We start from the raw sequence: 17,830 nt of genomic DNA on the forward strand, positions 1-17,830 counted from the left end.
ATGTTCCTGGGATTTACCCCCCAGAAGACATACGTCAACTTGCCCGTCGCAAAGGGGCTGTCTCCCAGTCAGCGCTACAGGCCGGGCAGCGCGTGTGTCGCGTGTGTCACGGGAATCCCCCGGGGTGCGGCGACCCCAGGGGCGTGGATCAGCGTGATTTCATGCCCTTGGTATCGAGCTGATACTTCTTCACCAGCCGCTCGATGGACTTCCTGTGCAGGCCGCTCTCCCGGGCGGCGCGGGAGAGGTTCCCTTCGCAGCGGGTGAGGACGCTGGTGACGTACTCCCGCTCGAAGTTCTCCAGGAGCTGCTCCTTGGCGTCCTTGAAGGACAGGTGCTCGTTGAAGGGCAGCGGCCCCTCGCGGGCCTGCCCCCGCACCCGGGGCGGGAGACTGGCTGGCTGGATTTCTTCGCCCTCGCTGAACGTGAGCACGTGAGACAGGACGTTCATCAGCTCGCGCACGTTGCCCGGCCACGCGTAGGACATCAGCAGGCTCATGGACTCCGCGGAGAAGCGCTTCTTGCCGTGCTTGAGGACGACCTCCGGGTCCGCGAGGGCTTCCTTGAGGATGAGGGGGATGTCGTCGCGGCGCTGGCGCAGCGGCGGGAGCTGAATCGTAATCACCGACAGGCGGAAGTAGAGGTCCTCGCGGAAGTTGCCCGCCTGAATCTCCTTCATCAAATCCCGGTTGGTGGCGGCGATGACGCGGCAGCTCACCTCGATGACGTCGTTGCCGCCCACGCGGCGCACCTCGTGGTTCTCCAGCACGCGCAACAGCTTGGGCTGCAGGTCCAGGCGCAGCTCGCCCAGTTCGTCCAGGAAGATGGTGCCGCCGTGCGCGCGCTCGAAGGCGCCGGGGCGTCCGCTCACCGCGCCGGTGAAGGCGCCCTTCTCGTGGCCGAACAGCTCGCTCTCGATGAGGTTGGGCGGGATGGCGCCGCAGTCGAGCACCTCCATGGGCGACTTGTTGCGACCCGACAGCTCATGGATGGCGCGCGCCACCAGCTCCTTGCCGGTGCCCGTCTCGCCCTGGATGATGACGGAGACATCGAGCGGGGCGATCTTCTTGATGAGCCCGAATATCTGGCGCATCTTCATGCTCTGGCCGACCATGCCGCACAGCTCGCCGTCGCGGTCCGGCTCGATGGTGACCTCCTCATCGAGCGGCGCGAAGGTCAGCACGGACGAGCCCGCGCGAATCTGCGAGCCCGGTGAGAGATAGGCCCGCTCGATTCTGCGGCCGTCCAGGAACGTGCCGTTGGTGGAGCCCAGGTCCACCAGCAGATAGCCGCGCTCGGTGAACTGGATTTCGAAGTGGTGGCGGCTGGCGGTGCGGTCCTCCACGAGCACCAGGTCATTGCCCGGGTGCGCGCCGCAGCGCAGGCGTTCCTTGTCGCTGACGACGGAGCGTCCGGTGTCCGGCCCGGAGGCCACGGCCAGCCGACACTTGTGGAGCTTCACCGTGGTACGCGGGTCCACCACGAGCGTCTCTCCCAGCAACGGAGAGTGGGCAAGGTCTAACCCGGCGGCATCTCCGGGGCTGGTGTGGATGTCGTCGGGATGCGGATCTGTCGCGCTCATCTGTGTTCGAGGATAGCAAACGCGAACCACGTCACCCGCCCCGTCCGGCGGTACATGGTACGCTCGGGTGCTCCGCCCATGTCTCCCCGAAAAATCCAGCAGAAGAAGGCCCCGGCCACGCCTGGGTCCCCGGCACCCGAGCGCCCCGCGCCGCGTCGTTCACGCGTGAAGAAGACGGTGGCCATCCTGTCCCGGAAGCGCTCGCTCTATTCGACACGCCGGCTGGTGTCCGCCATTCGGGAGCGGGGCCACCGGCCGCTGGTGTTGGACACTCTGCGTTGCTGCCTGCTGCTCGCGCAAGGCGCACCGCGCATGACGTACCGCGGTGTGGAGATGAAGGGCGTGGACGTCGTCGTGCCGCGCATCGGCGCGTCCATCACCGCCTATGGGCTGGCGGTGGTGAATCACTTCGAGATGATGGGTGTTCCGGTACTCAACCCTCCGTCGTCCATCGCGCGCAGCCGAGACAAGCTGCGCGCGCTCCAGTTCCTGTCGCGTTCCGGACTGGACATCCCGCGCACGGTGATGGCGCATGACCGCAGCAACGTGCGCCGGCTGGTGGAAGAGGTGGGCGGGCTGCCCGTCATCATCAAGCTCATCAAGGGCACGCAGGGCGTGGGGGTGATGATCGCTCACACGCTGCCGGAGGTGCAGACCATCCTGGACACGTTCTGGGACCTGGGTCAGGAAATCGTGCTCCAGGAGTTCGTCGCGGAGAGCGAGGGCCGCGACGTGCGCGCGCTCGTGGTGGGCAGTCGGGTGGTGGGCGCGATGCGTCGCAAGGCGAAGAAGGGCGAGTTCCGCTCCAACATCCACCGCGGCGGTGAAGGGCAGGCAATCGAGCTTCCTCCCGCGTACATGGAAGCCGCTGTGCGGGCCGCGAACATCATCGGCCTGGAGGTCGCCGGCGTGGACATGCTGGAGGGCCACGCGGGACCCCGGTTGATGGAGATCAACTCCAGCCCTGGCTTCGAGGGACTGGAGGGCGCCACGGGACGGGACATCGCGGGAGAAATCATCGACCACGCGCTGGCTTACGCCGGGTCGAAGTCGGGCGGTCCGCAGGCCTTCGGAGAGTAGGCACGGAGGGCCGTGGAGGTTGCTCGCATGCCCTGAAGCAAGCAAGCAGCCTGGGCCACAGCTACCTCGGATGCTCCTCAGGAACACAGGAATGCATTCAGCGGCCGAGTGTCATGGGGAGTTGGCAGCAGCGCGGCGTGGCCTCTAATCTGGCGGCCCCCCATGAAAACGCTGCACAAGCCGCTCCAGATCACCGTGTACCAGGATGTGTTGTGCTCCTGGTGCTATCTCGCCGACCTGCGCCTGGACGTCTTGCGCCAGGAGTTGGGCGAAGCCGTCCGCTGGAGCGTGAGGCCTTATCCGCTTCGCGTGCACGATGTGCTTCCCACGGAGCGCGAGAAGCGCGGCCTCGTGGAAGAAGTGCAGCGCGCGCAACGCGAGTCGGACCAGACCGCTCCGCTGTTGTCCACGGACCTGTGGCTGGGTGGAGACCCACCGCGCAGCAGCGTGCCGGCACTGGCGGCGCTCGAGGCCGCGCGACTCCAGGGACCGCAGGCGCGTGCCTTCCTCGCGCGGGCCATGCAGCGCGCCGCGTTGGAGCAGGGCGTCAACGTGTCGCGCCCGGACGTGGTGTTCGAGCTGGCGTCGCGCGTGGGCCTGGCGATGAACGAGTTCTCCGCCGCGTTCCGCTCCGAGGAGACGCGCCGGCTCATCCTGGATGAGCACCGCGACGCGACGGGCCGCGGCGTGCGCGGCGTGCCCACGCTCGTCATCGGCGGGCGGTGGATGCTGTGCGGTCTGCGCGAGCTGACCGAGTACCGCGAGCACATCCTGGCCTGCATGGGCCGGGTGGCCACGCCCCGCTCGGGTTCCTCCGAGCGGCTGGTGCACTGACGCACGTCCCGCACCGGGGCCCGCATCCCTTCGCGGGCCCCGATGAGCGACCGACGTCAGACTTCTTCCGCGCCCTTGCTGAGCGACAGGTAGAGGCCGGCGAGCAGCAGTTGGAAGAAGGCCAGGGCGGGGATGCCCGGCAGACAGCACAGGAAGATGCCCACGATGAAGATGACGGCGCCGATGAACAGGGTGCCGAGCATGCCCAGGCGCTGCCCCTGAGCGGCGGCGAAGCAGCGCTTCAGCGTCTCCACGGGCCCCGGGTTCTCCGCATCCACGAGCGCCGGCTGCATGAGCACCAGCGGCATGACGAGCCAGAGCCCCGGGAAGATGTAGAGCCCGGCGCCCACGACGAACGCCACCACGAGCACGTGCGGCGGCGTGTTCGAAATCACCGCGTTGATCGCCTCCTCCGACGAGCCCACCTCGGCGAGCGACACCCCCGACATCCCGACGAACACCGCGAGCGCGGCGCCGAAGCAGAGGATGATGACGGGGAGCATCACCGCGAACGACAGCAGCAGGGTGAGCAGGTAGGGCACCAGCTTGGAGAGCTGGGAGAACATCCGCCCCAGGTCGGCGCGCTGACCCTGGAGCACGTCCAGGCACATGCGGGTGATGCCGAGGGTGCCCATGCCCTGGATGACCCACGACAACACGGTGCCCACGATGACCATCAGCACGGTGACGGTGGTGCTGCCCGACAGCCCGCCGATGAAGGACAGAATCTGGGAGACGAAGCTGCCCACCATCGCGGCCGCGAAGAAGAGGATGGCGCCCACGCTGAGCATCACCCACTCGCGCTTGAACCGCTCCCAGCACACCTCCAGCAACCCGCCCACGGACCAGTTGTGGCGGTCCAACGGGAAGGCCTGACCCAGGCCCTCGCGCTCACGACAGGTGGGACAGTGCACCTGCGTGCCGCCCTCGCTGCACGTGTCGCACATGAAGTTGCCGCAGCGCGTACAGGTCCGCTGCGCGAGGTGATCCGGGTGCAACGGGCACATCGCCCCCCTGCCCCGACCAAAATCCGATTCCGACATGGGTGCCCTTCTCCTCGCGCGACGGGTCCAGAAAGCCCCGGCGCTCGCATCGCGCTCACACCGCACCTACACCAGCCGGCACGGTGTTCACCAGGGCACACCCCCGGTTAAAGAGGGAGCAGGCGGGCAAGAAGGAGTCCGGCGTGAATTTCCTCCCGGGCCGCCCGTCTTCAGCCCGTGGTCGCGAAGAGGGACTGGCTGGAAGTGCCCTTCGCACGGGAGACTCGTCACATGCGCCGACTGCTCGCACTCGCCATCCCTCTTGCCCTGATGATGGGGACGGGCTGCTACGCCCACTATCACGGCCCCGCCGCCCGCCGCCCCGTGGTGGCGGTGGTGGACTACCGGTTCTCGGGCGACCACCCCATTCCGGACCACGACGGTGGCGGCTGGTGCCCGTACGACCACGTCCACACGCACGGCTACCGCCCGGCCGAGACGCACTACGTCTACACGGACGACGTCTACTACTACCAAGGGCCGACGATGGTCTGGTACTGGGACTTCCACCTGGATCCGCTCGGGGCGTCGTGCGGCCTGCACGGGCGTCACTCGCACGACTACTACCCGAACGCGGGCCGGGCGTACCGCTGGGAGCGCAACCGCGGCTACGTGTATGACCGGACCCACGCCGCCTCCGCGGGCTACGGCTACAGCCGGGCCAGGTCGCGCCCCGCTTCTCGCGGCTCCGTGTCTCGCAACGACGACCGTCCCTCGAACCGGCCTCCTCCCTCCGGCACCGGCTGGGGCACCCAGCCTCCTCGCGGCGGCTCCCGATACGACGGGGACAACAACGGCGGCGGCTGGGGCGGCGGGAACAACTCGGGCGGCAACAACGGCGGTGGTTACGGCCGGGGCAACAGCGGGCGGGACAGGGATGATGACCGCGGCGGCTCGCGTCCCGGGCGCGGCCAGGGGCGAGACCGCGATGACGACAACAACGGCGGTGGCTGGGGCAGCTCCGGCGGCGGCAACAACGGCGGCTACGGCAACAACGGCGGGACGCCTCCGGGCGGCAGTGGCTCCAGCGGTGGCAGCTCCGGTGGTGGCTACGGCAACAGCGGCGGTGGCAGCTCGGGTGGCGGCAGCTCCGGTGGTGGCTATGGCCGAGGCAATCGCGACAACGACAACGACCGCGGAAACAGCAGCAACGGGAGCAGCGGTGGCGGACGCGGGAGCAGCAGCGGCGGCAGCAGCAGTGGAGGAAGCAGCAGCGGCGGCTGGGGCAGCGGTGGCGGACGCAGCAGCAGTGGCGGGAGCAGCGGCGGAGGCCGGAGCTCCGGTGGAAGCTGGGGCAGCGGTGGCGGCAGCAGCGCCCCGAAGAGTTCGGGTGGCGGCTCGTCGGCGCCGGGTGGTCGCGGTGGTTCCAGCAACTCCAAGGACAACAAGGGCGGCTGGCGCTGAGCCCACGGGCGGCACCCCCGCCCTCCACGGCTGATGGATTTCCGACACCGGGCTGCGTCCCTCGTGCTTCCCAGGCGAGTGACGGCCCGGTGTCTGTGTTTGCGGCGTCGGACAGGGGACGGAGCGTTCGCGGGTGGATTGCCGCTCGACGGGGGCATGGAAATGTTGCCGACCGATGAAGCGCCCAATCCTGCTGGCATCCTGTGTACTTCTCGGGCTCGTGTCGTCCGGCTGCGGCTCCGGCGGACCTGCTCCGGACCCCGGCTTCCAGACCGATGACGCCGAGTCGGTGGACCTGGACAACCTCCGCATCCGCGTCAGCGGGCAGGCGCAGGTGCTGCCCGAGGCCGCGCGACTGCTCACGTCCCTGGGACAACCGGTGCCCTCGCTCGGCGGCATGCCCGTCGCCATCGAGGAGCCGCTGCGCGTGGCGGTGAATGACCTCAATGCGACGTTCGGCACGGGCGCCATCGCCGAAGACGGCGCCTTCGCCGTGGCGGAGGTCCCCGTGCGCGAGGTGCACCAGGGGCTGGCCGTGGGACTCAACGGCCCGGGCTTCGTGCGCACAGTCACCGTCGTCTACGACAGCGTCTTCACCGGCGCGCGGCCTCGCACGGATGTCATCGAAGCGAGCGCCTGGGCCCTGCCGGAGCAGTTCCACGACGCGCTGTGCACGGCCATGGGTGAGCCGCTGCTGCGCGGCCACACGGAAGACCGGGCCCGCACCCTTCGCGACGCGGGCTTCGCGCTGGGCCGCGTCGTCGACGAGAACGGCCAGCCTCGCGCCGGCGTGCGCGTGGTGCCGGACCGGAGCGAGCTGACGGAGCGCATCTACTACCCGACCTCGGACCTGAACGGCGTCAACCAGGCGGGCACCTCCGCGGAGGGCCTGTTCCTCTACGTTCACACCGCCAGGGACGCGGAGACGTTCCGGCTGGGCGTGGAGGGCGAGGACACCTACGTGGCTCGCAACGTGGCGGTCGCTCCCGGTTGGGGCCTGGTGCTCACCCTGTACCCCGGACTGCATCCGCCCCCGTGAGCGGCACTCAGGCGGGCACCCTGCCCCGCCGTGCGACGCGCGAGGGGGCGCGCATGCGCATCCATGTCCCGGACAGGTGCGTGAGGAACGAGGCAGCGGGCCGCCGCGCGTGACACGGCCGCCCACCCTTGGCGGAAGCACCCGTGTGTTCCGGGGGGACGCCGATGAATCGGACCTGGAGGGCCCAGTCCCGCAGCCAGGCCATGGCCCGCGCGCTCGCATGGGTCGCGGTGGCGGGCGCGCCTCTGCTGGGGCTGCTCTCGCTCGCCGGCTGGGCCGTCTTCGCGCACTCACCGTGGCCAGAAGCCGCGGGCATGCCCATGACAGCGCCACGGACGGGCGTCGCGCTGGTGCTCGGAGGCGTGGCGCTCGGGCTGTACCTGCCCACCCGCCCCTCCCGCGCGCGCCGACGACTGTCCTCCCTCTGCGCGGTGGGCATGTGCCTCATCGCCTGCATCAGCCTGCTGCAGGAAGTGGCGGGCCTGCCACCGGCGCTGGAGTCCTTCCTCGCGAGGACCTTCGGTGTCCTCAGCGCGACGATTCTCCCCTCCCCGCTCACGCCCCTCAGCGTGCTGTTCCTGGGCATTGCCCTGCTGCTACCGGACCGCGCCGGGACTCGACAGGTGTGGCGGGACGCGCTCGTGGTGGCGGCGCTGCTGGTCGCGCTGCTGGGCTTCAATGGACTGCTGCTCGGTCCGCTCTTCGCGTCGGGCGGCGAGTCCCTTCCCCCCAGGCGCGGCATGGGCTTGTACACGGCGCTGGCGGTGCTGCTGCTCGGCGTGGGCCTGCTCTGCGCGCGGCCGGAGCGGGGCCTCGCGGGGCGAATCACGCGGGACACACTCGGTGGGTTCCTCGCGCGTCGGCTCGTGCCCGTGGCAATCCTGGGGCCGTCGCTCCTGGGCGCGGCCCTGTCGCTGCTCAGCCTGGAGGGGATGCTCGGTCGCGAGGCGAAGCTGCCCATCTTCGCCACCTTGTTGAGCGCGGGCGGCGCCGTGCTGGTGCTGCTGTCCGCGCGGGCCCTGGACACGCTGGAGGCGGGACGTCGACGCGCCACCGCGGCGCTCGAGGCCTCCGAGGCTCGCTACCGGGGACTGCTGGAGACGACACCGGAGCCGCTGTTGATAGTGGACCCGGAGGGGCTGCTGCGCTTCGTCAACGCGGAGGCGGAGCGCGTGTTCGGCCATCCGCGCGAGTCACTGCTGGGCCGCGAGGTGGAGCTGCTCGTGCCAGAGGGACTCTTCGGCGGACGCAGCCTGGGGGGCCTGTCGAATGCCCGCGCCATGCATGGCCTGCGCGCCGATGGCACCCGGGTGCCCCTGGAAGCACGCCTGCGCCAGGTTCCCGGCCCCGAGGGTGGCAGCCTGCTCGCCGTGCTCCGCGACGTCACCGAACGGGAGCGGGCCACCGACCGCCTGCGAGCCGCCCACGAGGAAGCGGAGGTGCAGCGCGGTCTGCTCCAGGCCGTGCTGAATCACGCACCGGTGGGTGTGCTCTTCATCGACCCGGAGCAGGGCACCCTGGTGTCGAACCCCTTCGCGGAGACCTTGCTCGGGCCGCTTCCGGCGCGAGCGAAGCGCGGCTCGTACCTGAGCCGACTGCGCCATCCAGACGGACGTCCCATGAAGATGGAGGAGCTGCCTTCGAGTCGGGCGGCGAAGAGTGGAGAGGTGGTGGGCCCGGTCGAGGTCAAGCTCGTGCGCCCGGATGGAAGGACGACCCCCGTGCTCATCACCGCCGCGCCCGTGCTCGGGCCGCAAGGCGAGCAGCGCGGCGTGGTCGTCACCGGCCATGACCTCACGCCCCACCGCGAGCTGGAGCGGCTGCGCGAGGAGTACGTGAGCCTCATCTCCCATGACCTGCGCAACCCGCTGCAGGGCATCACCCTGCGAGCGAGCATGCTGCTGCGCGCACTGAAGGAGCGTCACCTGGAGCGCGAGGAACTGCTCACGGACGCCATCCTCCGAAACGTGGCGTGGATGAGCTCCATGATTGAAGAGCTGCTGGAGGGCTCGCGCCTGGAGTCCCGCCGCATCGAGCTGCGCCGCGAGCGGACGGACGTGGTGCGCTTCCTCGAGGACGTGCTGGAGCGGGACGTCCCTCCGGACCTGCGCGAGCGCTTCCGCCTGGAGGTGACGACGCCGCTGCCCATGACCTGGGTGGACGCCCGACGCCTGGAGCGGGTGCTGTCCAACCTGCTGGGCAACGCGGCCAAGTACGGTCCACCCGACAAGCCCGTGGTGGTGCGCGCATCGTCTCGCGAGGGCTGGGTCGTGGTGTCGGTGCGAGACGAAGGCCCGGGGCTCGCACGCGAGGACACCGAGCACGTCTTCGACAAGTACTACCGGACGCGACAGGGCAGCGCGTCCGACACCCAGGGCCTGGGGCTGGGGCTCTACATCTGCCGGCTCATCATCGAAGCGCACGGCGGCCACATCTGGGTGGAGAGCGAGCCGGGCCGGGGCGCCACCTTCTGCTTCAGCGTGCCCACGGCCCCGAAGGACCCCGCGAGCCCGGAGCCGCCTCTTCTTCCAGAGGGGCCCGGGTCGAAGGGAATCACTTGAGACCTAGCGGCGCGCCACCCAGCGAGGAAGCCAGTCCGGCGCCTTCGCGGTGGTGAGCCGCGTCTGGCCGCTGCCATCGGCGCGCATGAGGTACACGTCCGTGTTGCCCTCGCGCTCCGACGTGAAGGCCAGGTACTTCCCGTCGGGGCTCCACGCCGGCATGTCGTCGCGGTGCGTTCCATCCGTCAGCGCCACCGGCGCGCCTCCCGCCACCGGAACCATCCAGAGGCGACTGAGTCCCTCGGGCGCGCGGCTCACGTAGACCAGACGCTGTCCGTCCGGGCTGAAGGCCGGCTCGCGCTCGTCGCCGGAGAAGCCGCTCCCCGACACCGCGCGCAGGTCCGAGCCATCCGGACGCACCAGGTACAGCCGCTCCTTGTCCTCCCGGTCGCTGACGAAGACGAGCCACTGTCCATCCGGACTCCACAGCGGAGAGCGGTCCTCGCGGTGGAAGGCGGTGAGACGCCGCTCCTCCGTGCCGTCCGCCTTCGTCACGTAGATTTCAGGGTCGCCCTCGCGACTGCACACGAAGGCCACTTCCTTGCCGTCCGGCGAGATGGAGGGTTCGAAGCAGCCCTCCTTCACCTGTGTCAGCCGCACCTCCGGCGCGCCCTCGCGAGGCTCCAGGCGCACCAGGTCGCTGAAACCCTGGGCATCCGACTCCGCCACGAGCCACGAGCCATCCGGCGCCCAGCTCGCGTTGCGCGCCCGGGCCCTGGGGGCATGCAGCGGCACCGCGTCTCCACCCGCGAGGGGTTGGACTCGGAGCTGCTGGAACTGAATCCCGCCCTGCTCGCGCACGGCCACCACCAGCAACGACTTCCCGTCCGGAGACACCGGGCCGGGGTAGTCGTCCTCGGGGCCTCGGGTGATTTGCGTCTCCGTCCCGTCGGGACCCACCTGCCACACGTCCTTCTGTCCCGCCCGCTCCGACAGGAAGACCACGACGCCCGGAATGGCGCGTGCCTCCTCCTTCGACAGCGGCCCGGCGCCCGACGCCCCGCCACACCGGCCGGAGCATCCGACGCCAAGCACGGCGAGCGCGGCAAGACTCCACCGCGCTCGCCACGGCCAGGAACGCGGCATCCGTTCTCGGCCTTGCTTCCTCACGTCATCGCACCCGGATGGCGTCCGCCATGACGACGTAGCCTTCGGTGGCCCAGCGGCTGAGCTTCACCTGGTTCCAGCCCGCGGCGAAGCTGTACGTGCCCAGGGCGACCCACGCGCCGCCGTTGGCCTGCTGGTTCACCGTCACCGTGCTGTCGCCACCCGTGTGGCTGATGATGAACGGCGCCGCCGCAGAGCGGTTGGTGCCGGCCACCCACCACCCGTCGATGGTCTTCGTGCCCGCGGACGCCATGTAGAAGTTGAACACCACCGGCTCGGAGATGGGCTGCGTGGAGGCGTAGTAGTAGCCGCTGCCGTAGTAGCCCGCGCTGGTGCCCGCCGCCCACGACGCCGGCACGTCCGTGCGCGCCTTGGTGGAGTCGTTGTTCGCGTTGTGGCTGTCCACGATGATGGTGCCCGTGGGCGTGCCGCCGTCACCGCAGTAGCTCTTGATCTTCGAGATGTAGCTGCTCCACGGCCAGTTCGGACCCGGGTCGGTGCGCGAGGACGGCTGGAGCCGGCCGTGCGCGACGATGTGGTAGCTGTCGCGGGTGATGCCCTGTCCCTTCGTGATGTCGCAGGACAGCTTCGCCGACGCGTCAATCTGGCCCGCCGGGAAGGACGACTGGCTGGCGAAACCGCCGTGCTCGATGCCCACCGAGAAGTGGTTCACCGACACGCCGTTGAGGCCGCAGTCCACGTTGCCGTTCAGGCTGCAGGCGTAGCTGGCGCCCACGTGCCAACCGCGGCTCGACTCGCGCACGAGCTGCGAAATCTCGCTGCCGCTCTCGTTGACGACGTAGTGCGCGCTCACGCCCGACGCGGAGTTGACCAGCCAACCCCAGCACCCGGCGTAGCCACCTTCACACGTGTGGATGACAATCATCGACACGTTGGTGCCCGCGGGACGGGCGTTGAAGTTGGGCGACGCGCGCCAGATGGAGGCCGCGTAGTCCGGGCCCGCCGCCAGCGCCTGCATCTTCGGCAGGGCGAACTTCGCCTCCACCTGGGCGCCGTCCAGCGACACCGCCACCTTGCCCTCGGGAGTGAACGCGCCCGCGCCCTCGCGCAGCGCCGCGTACACGTCATTGTGGATGTAGTGCGCCTGCACGTCCGGGTCGGTGATGTCCGTCAGCTGCACGGCGACCGGCGCCCACGCACCCAGGTCCGTCCGGTCGATGCCCGCCTCGGTGGCGTACTTCGACAGCAGCGCCGCGCCAGCGCGCAGGTTGGCCAGCCGGTCGTCACGCACGGCCTCGGCGGAGACACCCGCCAGCGCCGCGCCGTCCGTCACCTTGGCGCCGCGCAGGGCCAGCAGACCGAACGCCGCGGGGCGGCCCTCGAACTCCTCTTCACCCTTCACATGCTCCCAGCGCGTCTCCGTATAGGAGATGGCCTTGAGCAGGCTCACCGGAACGTCGAACTCCTTCGCCGCTTGCGCGAACAGCGCGTCCAGCTCCGTCGGCGTACGACGGGCCGCGTCCGCGACCGCGCGGGCCGCGTCATCCGCCGCGCCCGAGGGGACTTCCGTGGAAGCCGGGGGGGCCTCCTGCGGCGCCTCTGGCTGCGGTCCGCAGGCAGACAGGGCCAGGGCCGCGGCGGTGGCCGCGAACGTCTTGAACATCACGTGCATGGGGAGCTCCTTCGAGGGGGGTCAGCAGCTCTTCGGTCCGCCCCCGTCCACGGGAGCGGCGCAGCGCGGTCCCGTGAGCAGCATGCATGCCAGCCTCTCAATCCCCGCTTTTCACCCCTTCGCGCCCCCCAAGGTGGAGCATCCATGCTCCACCTCTCCGCCCTTCACCCCATTCCGAGAAATCCGACTGAACATTTCAACCCGTTGAAATGACGAGCACGCCCACATCAGGCCTACTTCCACTCACCCTCCGAATGGCCGCCATTGTCGCAGTGGCGCATTTCGAGACAGCCCCGGCGTAAACTGATTTTACGATAATTCTCGTATTCCTCGTCTTTTCGCATCGGGCCGGATTGAGGCTGGAAGACAGGGGGCGGGGGCGCGTGGAGTTCAGGGGCCCGGCGGTCGAATCATCCGCTATGAGGGGTGCATGCGGCTCTTCGGCATCGGCGACACCCATCTGCCCTCCACGCGACAGAAGGACATGCATCGCTTCGGATGGACGGACCACCCGCTTCCGCTCCAGCGTGCGTGGGACGACATGGTGCGGCCGGACGACGTGGTCATCGTCGCGGGAGACATCTCCTGGGCGACGCGCGCGCACGAGGTGATGGACGACCTGGCGTGGCTGGACGCGAGGCCGGGGCGCAAGCTGCTGGTGCGCGGCAACCACGACTACTGGTGGGGAGACTCGGCGTCGAAGCTGCGCAAGCTGCTGGAGCCGTTCCGCACGCTGGAGGCGTTCCTGCACAACAGCGCGGCGGTGATGGGGCCGTGGGTGATTGCCGGCACGCGACTGTGGACGGCGCCCGAGGCGCCCCCCATGCCCGGCGGAGAGATGGGCGACGAGCCCGTCAACGACGGCTACGTGGAGCGGGAGACGCGCAGGCTCGCGGTCTCCATCGAGGACGCGAAGAAGAAGGAAGCGGCCAGTCCCATACCGCTGGTGCGAGTGGCCGCGGTGCACTTCCCTCCGCTGTACGCGAACGAGAAGCCCACGGCGTTCAGCGAGCCGATTGAAGCGTTCAAGCCGAAGGTCTGCGTGTACGGCCACCTGCACTCGACGGGAATCCCGGCGGGGTTCACCGGGGAGCGCGCGGGGGTGCGCTACGTGCTGGCGTCGTGCGACGCGGCGGGTTTCAAGCCGATGCTGCTCGACGAGGTGTGAGCGGGAGGCGACCTGGAAGGGAGGCGGCGGACACCGGACGTGTCGAGTCGCCTCGCGACAGCGGATGCTCGCGCGAAGGGCCCTTCGCCTGCGTCCGCTCTGGCAGTGAGGCTAAGCTGAGCACGCTTCCGTCATCGGGGCCCGGACCGGAGCAGGAGCCGAGACATGCCGTCCAACAAAGCCGAGCTCGCCGCGCGCCTCGCGGCCACGCAACCTGGCGACGCGGTACGCGGACTGTTCTTCAAGGCGGTGTTCAGCCTCGTCCAGCAGAAGGCCGGACTGGCCATGCTGGAGAAGCTGCGCGTGGGAGACCTGGCGAAGGACTACTCCGACCTGCGCACCTATCCGGTGCAGGAGTTCATCAACCTCCTCTATGTCGCGGCGGACGCGCTGGAGCAGGAGATGGGGACCGAGAACGCCGTGTATCACGCGTGCGGCGAGTCCAACGTCACGCGCTACTCCACCGGCCCGGGGATGCTCATCTTCGGCATCATCTCCCGGGGAGACCCACAGAAGCTCTTCTCAGGGGCGCAGATGGGCTACAGCGCGGCCGTCACGTACGGCACCCGCGAGTATGTGACGACGGGGCCCAAGTCCGGCACGTTGCGCGTCCGCCGGGACATGCTGCCGCCCGCGTATCACGAGGGCATCCTCACCGGCGCGCTGAAGGTGCTGGGGCTCAAGGGCACGGCGAAGGCCCATCCGCAGGGCATCGACCGCGTGGACTACGACATCACGTGGGAGTGATTACTCCACGCGCTCGAAGGTGACGTCGAGCTCGGCGACGACGCGCTCGCCCACGGAGGCCTGGCAGGTGAAGACGTGGTCGGCGCCGTCGTGCGAGCGGCGCGCCGCGCCGAACACCACCGTCTGACCGGCGTACGCGAGGCTGTCCGCCTTGAGGTTCACGTTCTTGGCGAGCACGCGGGCCCAGGGCGCGCCTTCCAGCTTGCGCAGCAGGGTGGTCGCCACCCGCGTCATGCCGCTGGCGACGATGGCCACGGGCATCACCGGGTGCAGGGCGAAGTGGCCCTTGCACATGTCCACCGTCACGGGGCCCAGGGACGCGGTGAGGCTCTCACCGTCCGGGCGCCAGTCGCGCAGGGCCAGCGCCTTGCCGTACGGGTTCTGCCGCAGCCGCGCCCACTCCTCGGGGGTGCGCTGCACGTTGTCCTCGCGACGGGGCTCGCGGCGCATCTCCACCCGGGCCTCGCCGAACAGGCGGGTGAAGGCGGCGGCGGACAGCACGTTGTAGTCCACCTCCAGGCGGAACACCGGGGTGCCGTCCGGCGCGGACAAGAGCGTGCGCGCCGTGGCGGTGCGCTTGCCCGTGAAGCTCGCCTGCGCCAGGCCCCAGAGCAGGTCCGTGGAGCGCGCCATCGGCTCGCGGCGCAGCCACTCACCGCGCGCGCCACACGCCAGATAGAAGTGCTGGCCGTCCTTGGGCGTCACCAGCGCCGCGGCGCAGGAGCCGAGAATCGCCATGTGGCGCCCCGCCTCCGCGATTCCGATGAGGCCCGCTTCCGCGTCCGGGTCCTGCTGCACCGGGATGCGCGCCACCACCTCGCCCTGCCCCATCACCGTCACGTCCTTCAACGCGAAGTACGGGTCTCGCACGCAGATGCGCGGGTAGAGCTCCTGCGCGCTCAGCACCGTGTGCGGCGCCAGGTTCGACCAGTCGCGCAGCGGCTGTTCCGTCCAGGGCGTCACCACCGACGACGACGCGGAAGACGACAGACCGGAGGAGAGGATCGAGGCGGCGGCGTGGGGGGCGACGTCGAGCATGGTGGCTGACCTCAGTTCGGACACAGGGTTGTGCGCGACACCTGAAAGCACTGTAACCGAGCAGGCTTCCGCCAGTACAGAAATATTTCTGTCTGGTGAAAACATTCTCGCACCTGAGGGTCAGTTGTTGCCTGTACGGCGGTAATTTTATGTCCCAGCAGGACAAAATCACCGATTCCGTGTCACCAGGAGTGTGTCGAAAGACACCAAGAACCCACACGCGACGCGAAGCGTCAGGGCTCGCGTGGGGTTCAACTCACCCCATTATCGCCCGAGTCGTCGCCGTGTTTCCGCAGAGTTACACCGTCACTGGGCACTCAGACGCAGTGCGTCTTTCCGAACACCGTAGGGAAAGTGATGGTGGACCGGCAGGATTCCAGTCCAGGCACCCATTCCAGGCCGGTGGAGGCCTTTTCCAGCGGGCGGGGGTTTTCCGCCGGGGGAATTTCCGGGGGATTTTCCGCCCGGGGCCTCACCTGTCGGGAGGCTCCCGGGCCGGAGCGACACCTGGAAGGAAGCCCGGCCCTCCGGGAGACGAAGGGCCGGGAAACCGCGGGCGTCGGCTACAGCTCCACCTGACTGCCCAGCTCCACCACGCGGTTGGGTGGAATCCGGAAGTAGGCGGTGGCGCTGCGGGCGTTGCGGCTCATCCACGCGAAGAGCGCCTCGCGCCACACCGCCATGCCGGGGCGCTTGGTGGGAATCAGCGTCTCCCGTCCCAGGAAGAAGCTGGTGCCCATGAGCTGGAACTGGAGCCCCTTCTCCCGGCAGCGCTTGAGCACGTCCGGGATGCTGGGGTTCTCCATGAAGCCGTAGGTGGCGACGACGCGGACGAAGCCCTGCTCCAGGGGCTCCACCTCCACGCGCTCGGCCGCGGGGATGTGGGGCACGTCCTCGGACAGAATCGTCAGCAGCACCACCTGCTCGTGCAGCACCTTGTTGTGCTTCAGGTTGTGCAAGAGCGCCGGCGGCGTGCCGTCCGCGTTGCCCGTCATGAAGATGGCGGTGCCCGGCACGCGCACGGGCGGGTGGTCGCCGAAGCTGCCCAGCAGCTCCTTCAGGGGGATGCTGGAGGCGCGCAGCTTGGCGGCGAGGATGTCGCGCCCGCGCTTCCACGTGGTCATCAGCGTGAAGACCATGACGGCGAGCAGCAGCGGGAACCAGCCGCCGTCCGCCAGCTTCATCGCATTGGAGCTGAAGAAGGCCAGCTCCAACGCGAGGAAGAAGCCCGCCACCGGCATCGCCAGCTTGCGGCTGACGCCCCAGCGCTCACGCGCGACGATGTAGGCCATGACCGAGGTGATGACCATCGTCGTGGACACGGCGATGCCGTACGCGGACGCCAGCGCGCTGGAGGAGCGGAACGTCAGCACCAGGGTGAACACCCCCGCCATCAACGCCCAGTTGATGCCCGGCAGATAAATCTGGCCCATCTCCTCCGCCGAGGTGTGCACCACCTCCATGCGCGGGCTGTAGCCCAGCTGCATCGCCTGGCGCGTCAGCGAGAAGGCCCCGGAGATGAGCGCCTGCGAGGCGATGATGCCCGCCACCGCCGACAACGCCACCAACGGGTACAACAGCCACGACGGGGCCAGCAGATAGAAGGGGTTGCGCGCGGCGCTCGCGTCCCGCAGCAAGAGCGCCCCCTGGCCCAGGTAGTTGAGCATCAGCGCCGGCAGCACCACCCAGAACCAGGCCCGCTTGATGGGCTTGTACCCAAAGTGGCCCATGTCCGCGTAGAGCGCCTCGCAGCCCGTCATGACGAGGAACACGCCGCCCAGCACGAGGAAGCCGTGCCAGCCGTTGTGCACGAAGAACATCACCCCGTGCGTGGGAGACAGCGCGCCGAGCACCGCGGGGTTGTGCACCAGCTCCTTCACGCCCAGCACCGCCAGCGTGAAGAACCACACGCACATCACCGGGCCGAACACCGCGCCAATGCCCGCCGTGCCGTGCCGCTGCACCAGGAAGAGCACCACGAGGATGGCCAGGGTGATGGGGACGATGAACGGCTCGAACACGGGCGTGGCCACGCTGAGGCCCTCCACCGCGCTGAGCACCGTGATCGCCGGGGTGATGAGGCCGTCGCCGTAGAGGAGCGCCGCGCCGAAGATGCCCAGGGTGATGAGCACGGGCCGGGCCGTATGCGCCTGCTGGCCCTTCTGCCGCTGCATCACCAGCGCCATCAGCGCGAGGATTCCGCCCTCGCCCCGGTTGTCCGCCCGCATCACGAACATGAGGTACTTCACCGAGACGATGGTGAGCAGGGACCAGAAGATGAGCGACAGCACCCCCAGCACATTCTCGGGCGAGGGGTGGATGCCGTGCGGGCCGGTGAAGCACTCGCGCAGCGCGTAGAGGGGGCTCGTCCCGATGTCGCCGTAGACGATGCCCAGGGCCCCGAGGGCCAGGAGTGTCGTGCGCTTGAAGGTCTCGGGGCCTTCCCGAACCGCTTCGCCGCCCGGTACTCCGGTGGTGGTGGCTTTCACGGCCCTCCCTTTAGCCGAACCCCTGGGAGGAGCAATGGACGCGGAGACCACCTCCGTGGATTCGAACGCTCGGGTAGGTCCATGTGTGACTAAATAGCCTTCGCC

Annotated in this window: 13 protein-coding genes; 7 read left to right on the top strand and 6 right to left on the bottom strand. The window is 69.2% G+C overall.

All coding sequences use genetic code 11. The annotated features are described in order from the left end of the window. Nucleotides 1-148 precede the first annotated feature (148 nt). Nucleotides 149-1,582: a sigma 54-interacting transcriptional regulator gene (locus HUA76_RS04945; RefSeq protein WP_174457055.1), complete on the bottom strand. Its 1,434-nt coding sequence runs from the start codon at nt 1,580-1,582 to the stop codon at nt 149-151. 78 nt (nt 1,583-1,660) lie between these two features. On the opposite strand from HUA76_RS04945, the gene HUA76_RS04950 reads away from it, so the two are divergent. Together HUA76_RS04950 and HUA76_RS04955 are read left to right on the top strand one after the other, a co-directional pair. Further along, nucleotides 1,661-2,662, top strand: a complete 1,002-nt coding sequence (locus HUA76_RS04950) for a RimK family alpha-L-glutamate ligase (RefSeq protein WP_141644035.1) — start codon at nt 1,661-1,663, stop codon at nt 2,660-2,662. 162 nt (nt 2,663-2,824) lie between these two features. Continuing rightward, nucleotides 2,825-3,496: a DsbA family protein gene (locus tag HUA76_RS04955; protein ID WP_141644036.1), complete on the top strand. Its 672-nt coding sequence runs from the start codon at nt 2,825-2,827 to the stop codon at nt 3,494-3,496. A 56-nt stretch (nt 3,497-3,552) separates the two neighbouring features. On the opposite strand, the gene HUA76_RS04960 is transcribed toward HUA76_RS04955, so the two are convergent. Next, nucleotides 3,553-4,539 carry a hypothetical protein gene (locus HUA76_RS04960; RefSeq protein ID WP_174457057.1) on the bottom strand — a complete coding sequence of 329 codons (987 nt, stop codon included), beginning with the start codon at nt 4,537-4,539 and terminating at the stop codon, nt 3,553-3,555. A gap of 231 nt (nt 4,540-4,770) precedes the next feature. On the opposite strand from HUA76_RS04960, the gene HUA76_RS04965 reads away from it, so the two are divergent. The 3 genes from HUA76_RS04965 (at nt 4,771) to HUA76_RS46210 (ending at nt 9,543) form a co-directional block, all read left to right on the top strand. Continuing rightward, nucleotides 4,771-5,943, top strand: coding sequence for a hypothetical protein (locus tag HUA76_RS04965; RefSeq protein WP_174460121.1), 1,173 nt, complete (start codon nt 4,771-4,773; stop codon nt 5,941-5,943). Nucleotides 5,944-6,118: 175 nt separating this feature from the next. Then, nucleotides 6,119-6,982 carry a carboxypeptidase regulatory-like domain-containing protein gene (locus tag HUA76_RS04970; protein WP_174457058.1) on the top strand — a complete coding sequence of 288 codons (864 nt, stop codon included), beginning with the start codon at nt 6,119-6,121 and terminating at the stop codon, nt 6,980-6,982. Between the two features lie 164 nt (nt 6,983-7,146). Next, nucleotides 7,147-9,543, top strand: a complete 2,397-nt coding sequence (locus HUA76_RS46210) for an ATP-binding protein (RefSeq protein ID WP_174460122.1) — start codon at nt 7,147-7,149, stop codon at nt 9,541-9,543. Between the two features lie 3 nt (nt 9,544-9,546). Here the strand turns inward: HUA76_RS46210 and HUA76_RS04980 are convergent, their stop codons facing one another. Together HUA76_RS04980 and HUA76_RS04985 are read right to left on the bottom strand one after the other, a co-directional pair. Further along, nucleotides 9,547-10,629 carry an LpqB family beta-propeller domain-containing protein gene (locus HUA76_RS04980; RefSeq protein WP_174457060.1) on the bottom strand — a complete coding sequence of 361 codons (1,083 nt, stop codon included), beginning with the start codon at nt 10,627-10,629 and terminating at the stop codon, nt 9,547-9,549. Between the two features lie 25 nt (nt 10,630-10,654). Beyond that, nucleotides 10,655-12,283 (bottom strand): N-acetylmuramoyl-L-alanine amidase, encoded by a 1,629-nt coding sequence (locus tag HUA76_RS04985; RefSeq protein WP_141644042.1) that lies wholly within the window; start codon nt 12,281-12,283, stop codon nt 10,655-10,657. Between the two features lie 430 nt (nt 12,284-12,713). On the opposite strand from HUA76_RS04985, the gene HUA76_RS04990 reads away from it, so the two are divergent. Continuing rightward, a complete protein-coding gene (locus tag HUA76_RS04990; protein ID WP_141644043.1) occupies nt 12,714-13,451 on the top strand; it encodes a metallophosphoesterase in 738 nt (245 codons plus the stop codon). Between the two features lie 165 nt (nt 13,452-13,616). Next, entirely contained in the window at nt 13,617-14,198 is a 582-nt protein-coding gene (locus HUA76_RS04995) for a TIGR02265 family protein (RefSeq protein WP_174460123.1), read from the top strand. On the opposite strand, the gene HUA76_RS05000 is transcribed toward HUA76_RS04995, so the two are convergent. Both HUA76_RS05000 and HUA76_RS05005 read right to left on the bottom strand, forming a co-directional pair. Beyond that, a complete protein-coding gene (locus HUA76_RS05000; RefSeq protein WP_141644045.1) occupies nt 14,199-15,236 on the bottom strand; it encodes a hypothetical protein in 1,038 nt (345 codons plus the stop codon). A 563-nt stretch (nt 15,237-15,799) separates the two neighbouring features. Further along, nucleotides 15,800-17,761: a potassium transporter Kup gene (locus tag HUA76_RS05005; protein ID WP_174457118.1), complete on the bottom strand. Its 1,962-nt coding sequence runs from the start codon at nt 17,759-17,761 to the stop codon at nt 15,800-15,802. Nucleotides 17,762-17,830: the final 69 nt, after the last annotated feature.

The organism is Myxococcus sp. CA056 (assembly GCF_013336715.1).
Lineage (GTDB): Bacteria > Myxococcota > Myxococcia > Myxococcales > Myxococcaceae > Myxococcus > Myxococcus llanfairpwllgwyngyllgogerychwyrndrobwllllantysiliogogogochensis.

Coding starts and splice junctions, on each gene's coding strand:
- HUA76_RS04945 (WP_174457055.1), bottom strand. CDS start 1,582: ATGAGCGCGACAGATCCGCATCCCGACGACATCCACACCAGCCCCGGA.
- HUA76_RS04950 (WP_141644035.1), top strand. CDS start 1,661: ATGTCTCCCCGAAAAATCCAGCAGAAGAAGGCCCCGGCCACGCCTGGG.
- HUA76_RS04955 (WP_141644036.1), top strand. CDS start 2,825: ATGAAAACGCTGCACAAGCCGCTCCAGATCACCGTGTACCAGGATGTG.
- HUA76_RS04960 (WP_174457057.1), bottom strand. CDS start 4,539: ATGTCGGAATCGGATTTTGGTCGGGGCAGGGGGGCGATGTGCCCGTTG.
- HUA76_RS04965 (WP_174460121.1), top strand. CDS start 4,771: ATGCGCCGACTGCTCGCACTCGCCATCCCTCTTGCCCTGATGATGGGG.
- HUA76_RS04970 (WP_174457058.1), top strand. CDS start 6,119: ATGAAGCGCCCAATCCTGCTGGCATCCTGTGTACTTCTCGGGCTCGTG.
- HUA76_RS46210 (WP_174460122.1), top strand. CDS start 7,147: ATGAATCGGACCTGGAGGGCCCAGTCCCGCAGCCAGGCCATGGCCCGC.
- HUA76_RS04980 (WP_174457060.1), bottom strand. CDS start 10,629: ATGCCGCGTTCCTGGCCGTGGCGAGCGCGGTGGAGTCTTGCCGCGCTC.
- HUA76_RS04985 (WP_141644042.1), bottom strand. CDS start 12,283: ATGCACGTGATGTTCAAGACGTTCGCGGCCACCGCCGCGGCCCTGGCC.
- HUA76_RS04990 (WP_141644043.1), top strand. CDS start 12,714: ATGCGGCTCTTCGGCATCGGCGACACCCATCTGCCCTCCACGCGACAG.
- HUA76_RS04995 (WP_174460123.1), top strand. CDS start 13,617: ATGCCGTCCAACAAAGCCGAGCTCGCCGCGCGCCTCGCGGCCACGCAA.
- HUA76_RS05000 (WP_141644045.1), bottom strand. CDS start 15,236: ATGCTCGACGTCGCCCCCCACGCCGCCGCCTCGATCCTCTCCTCCGGT.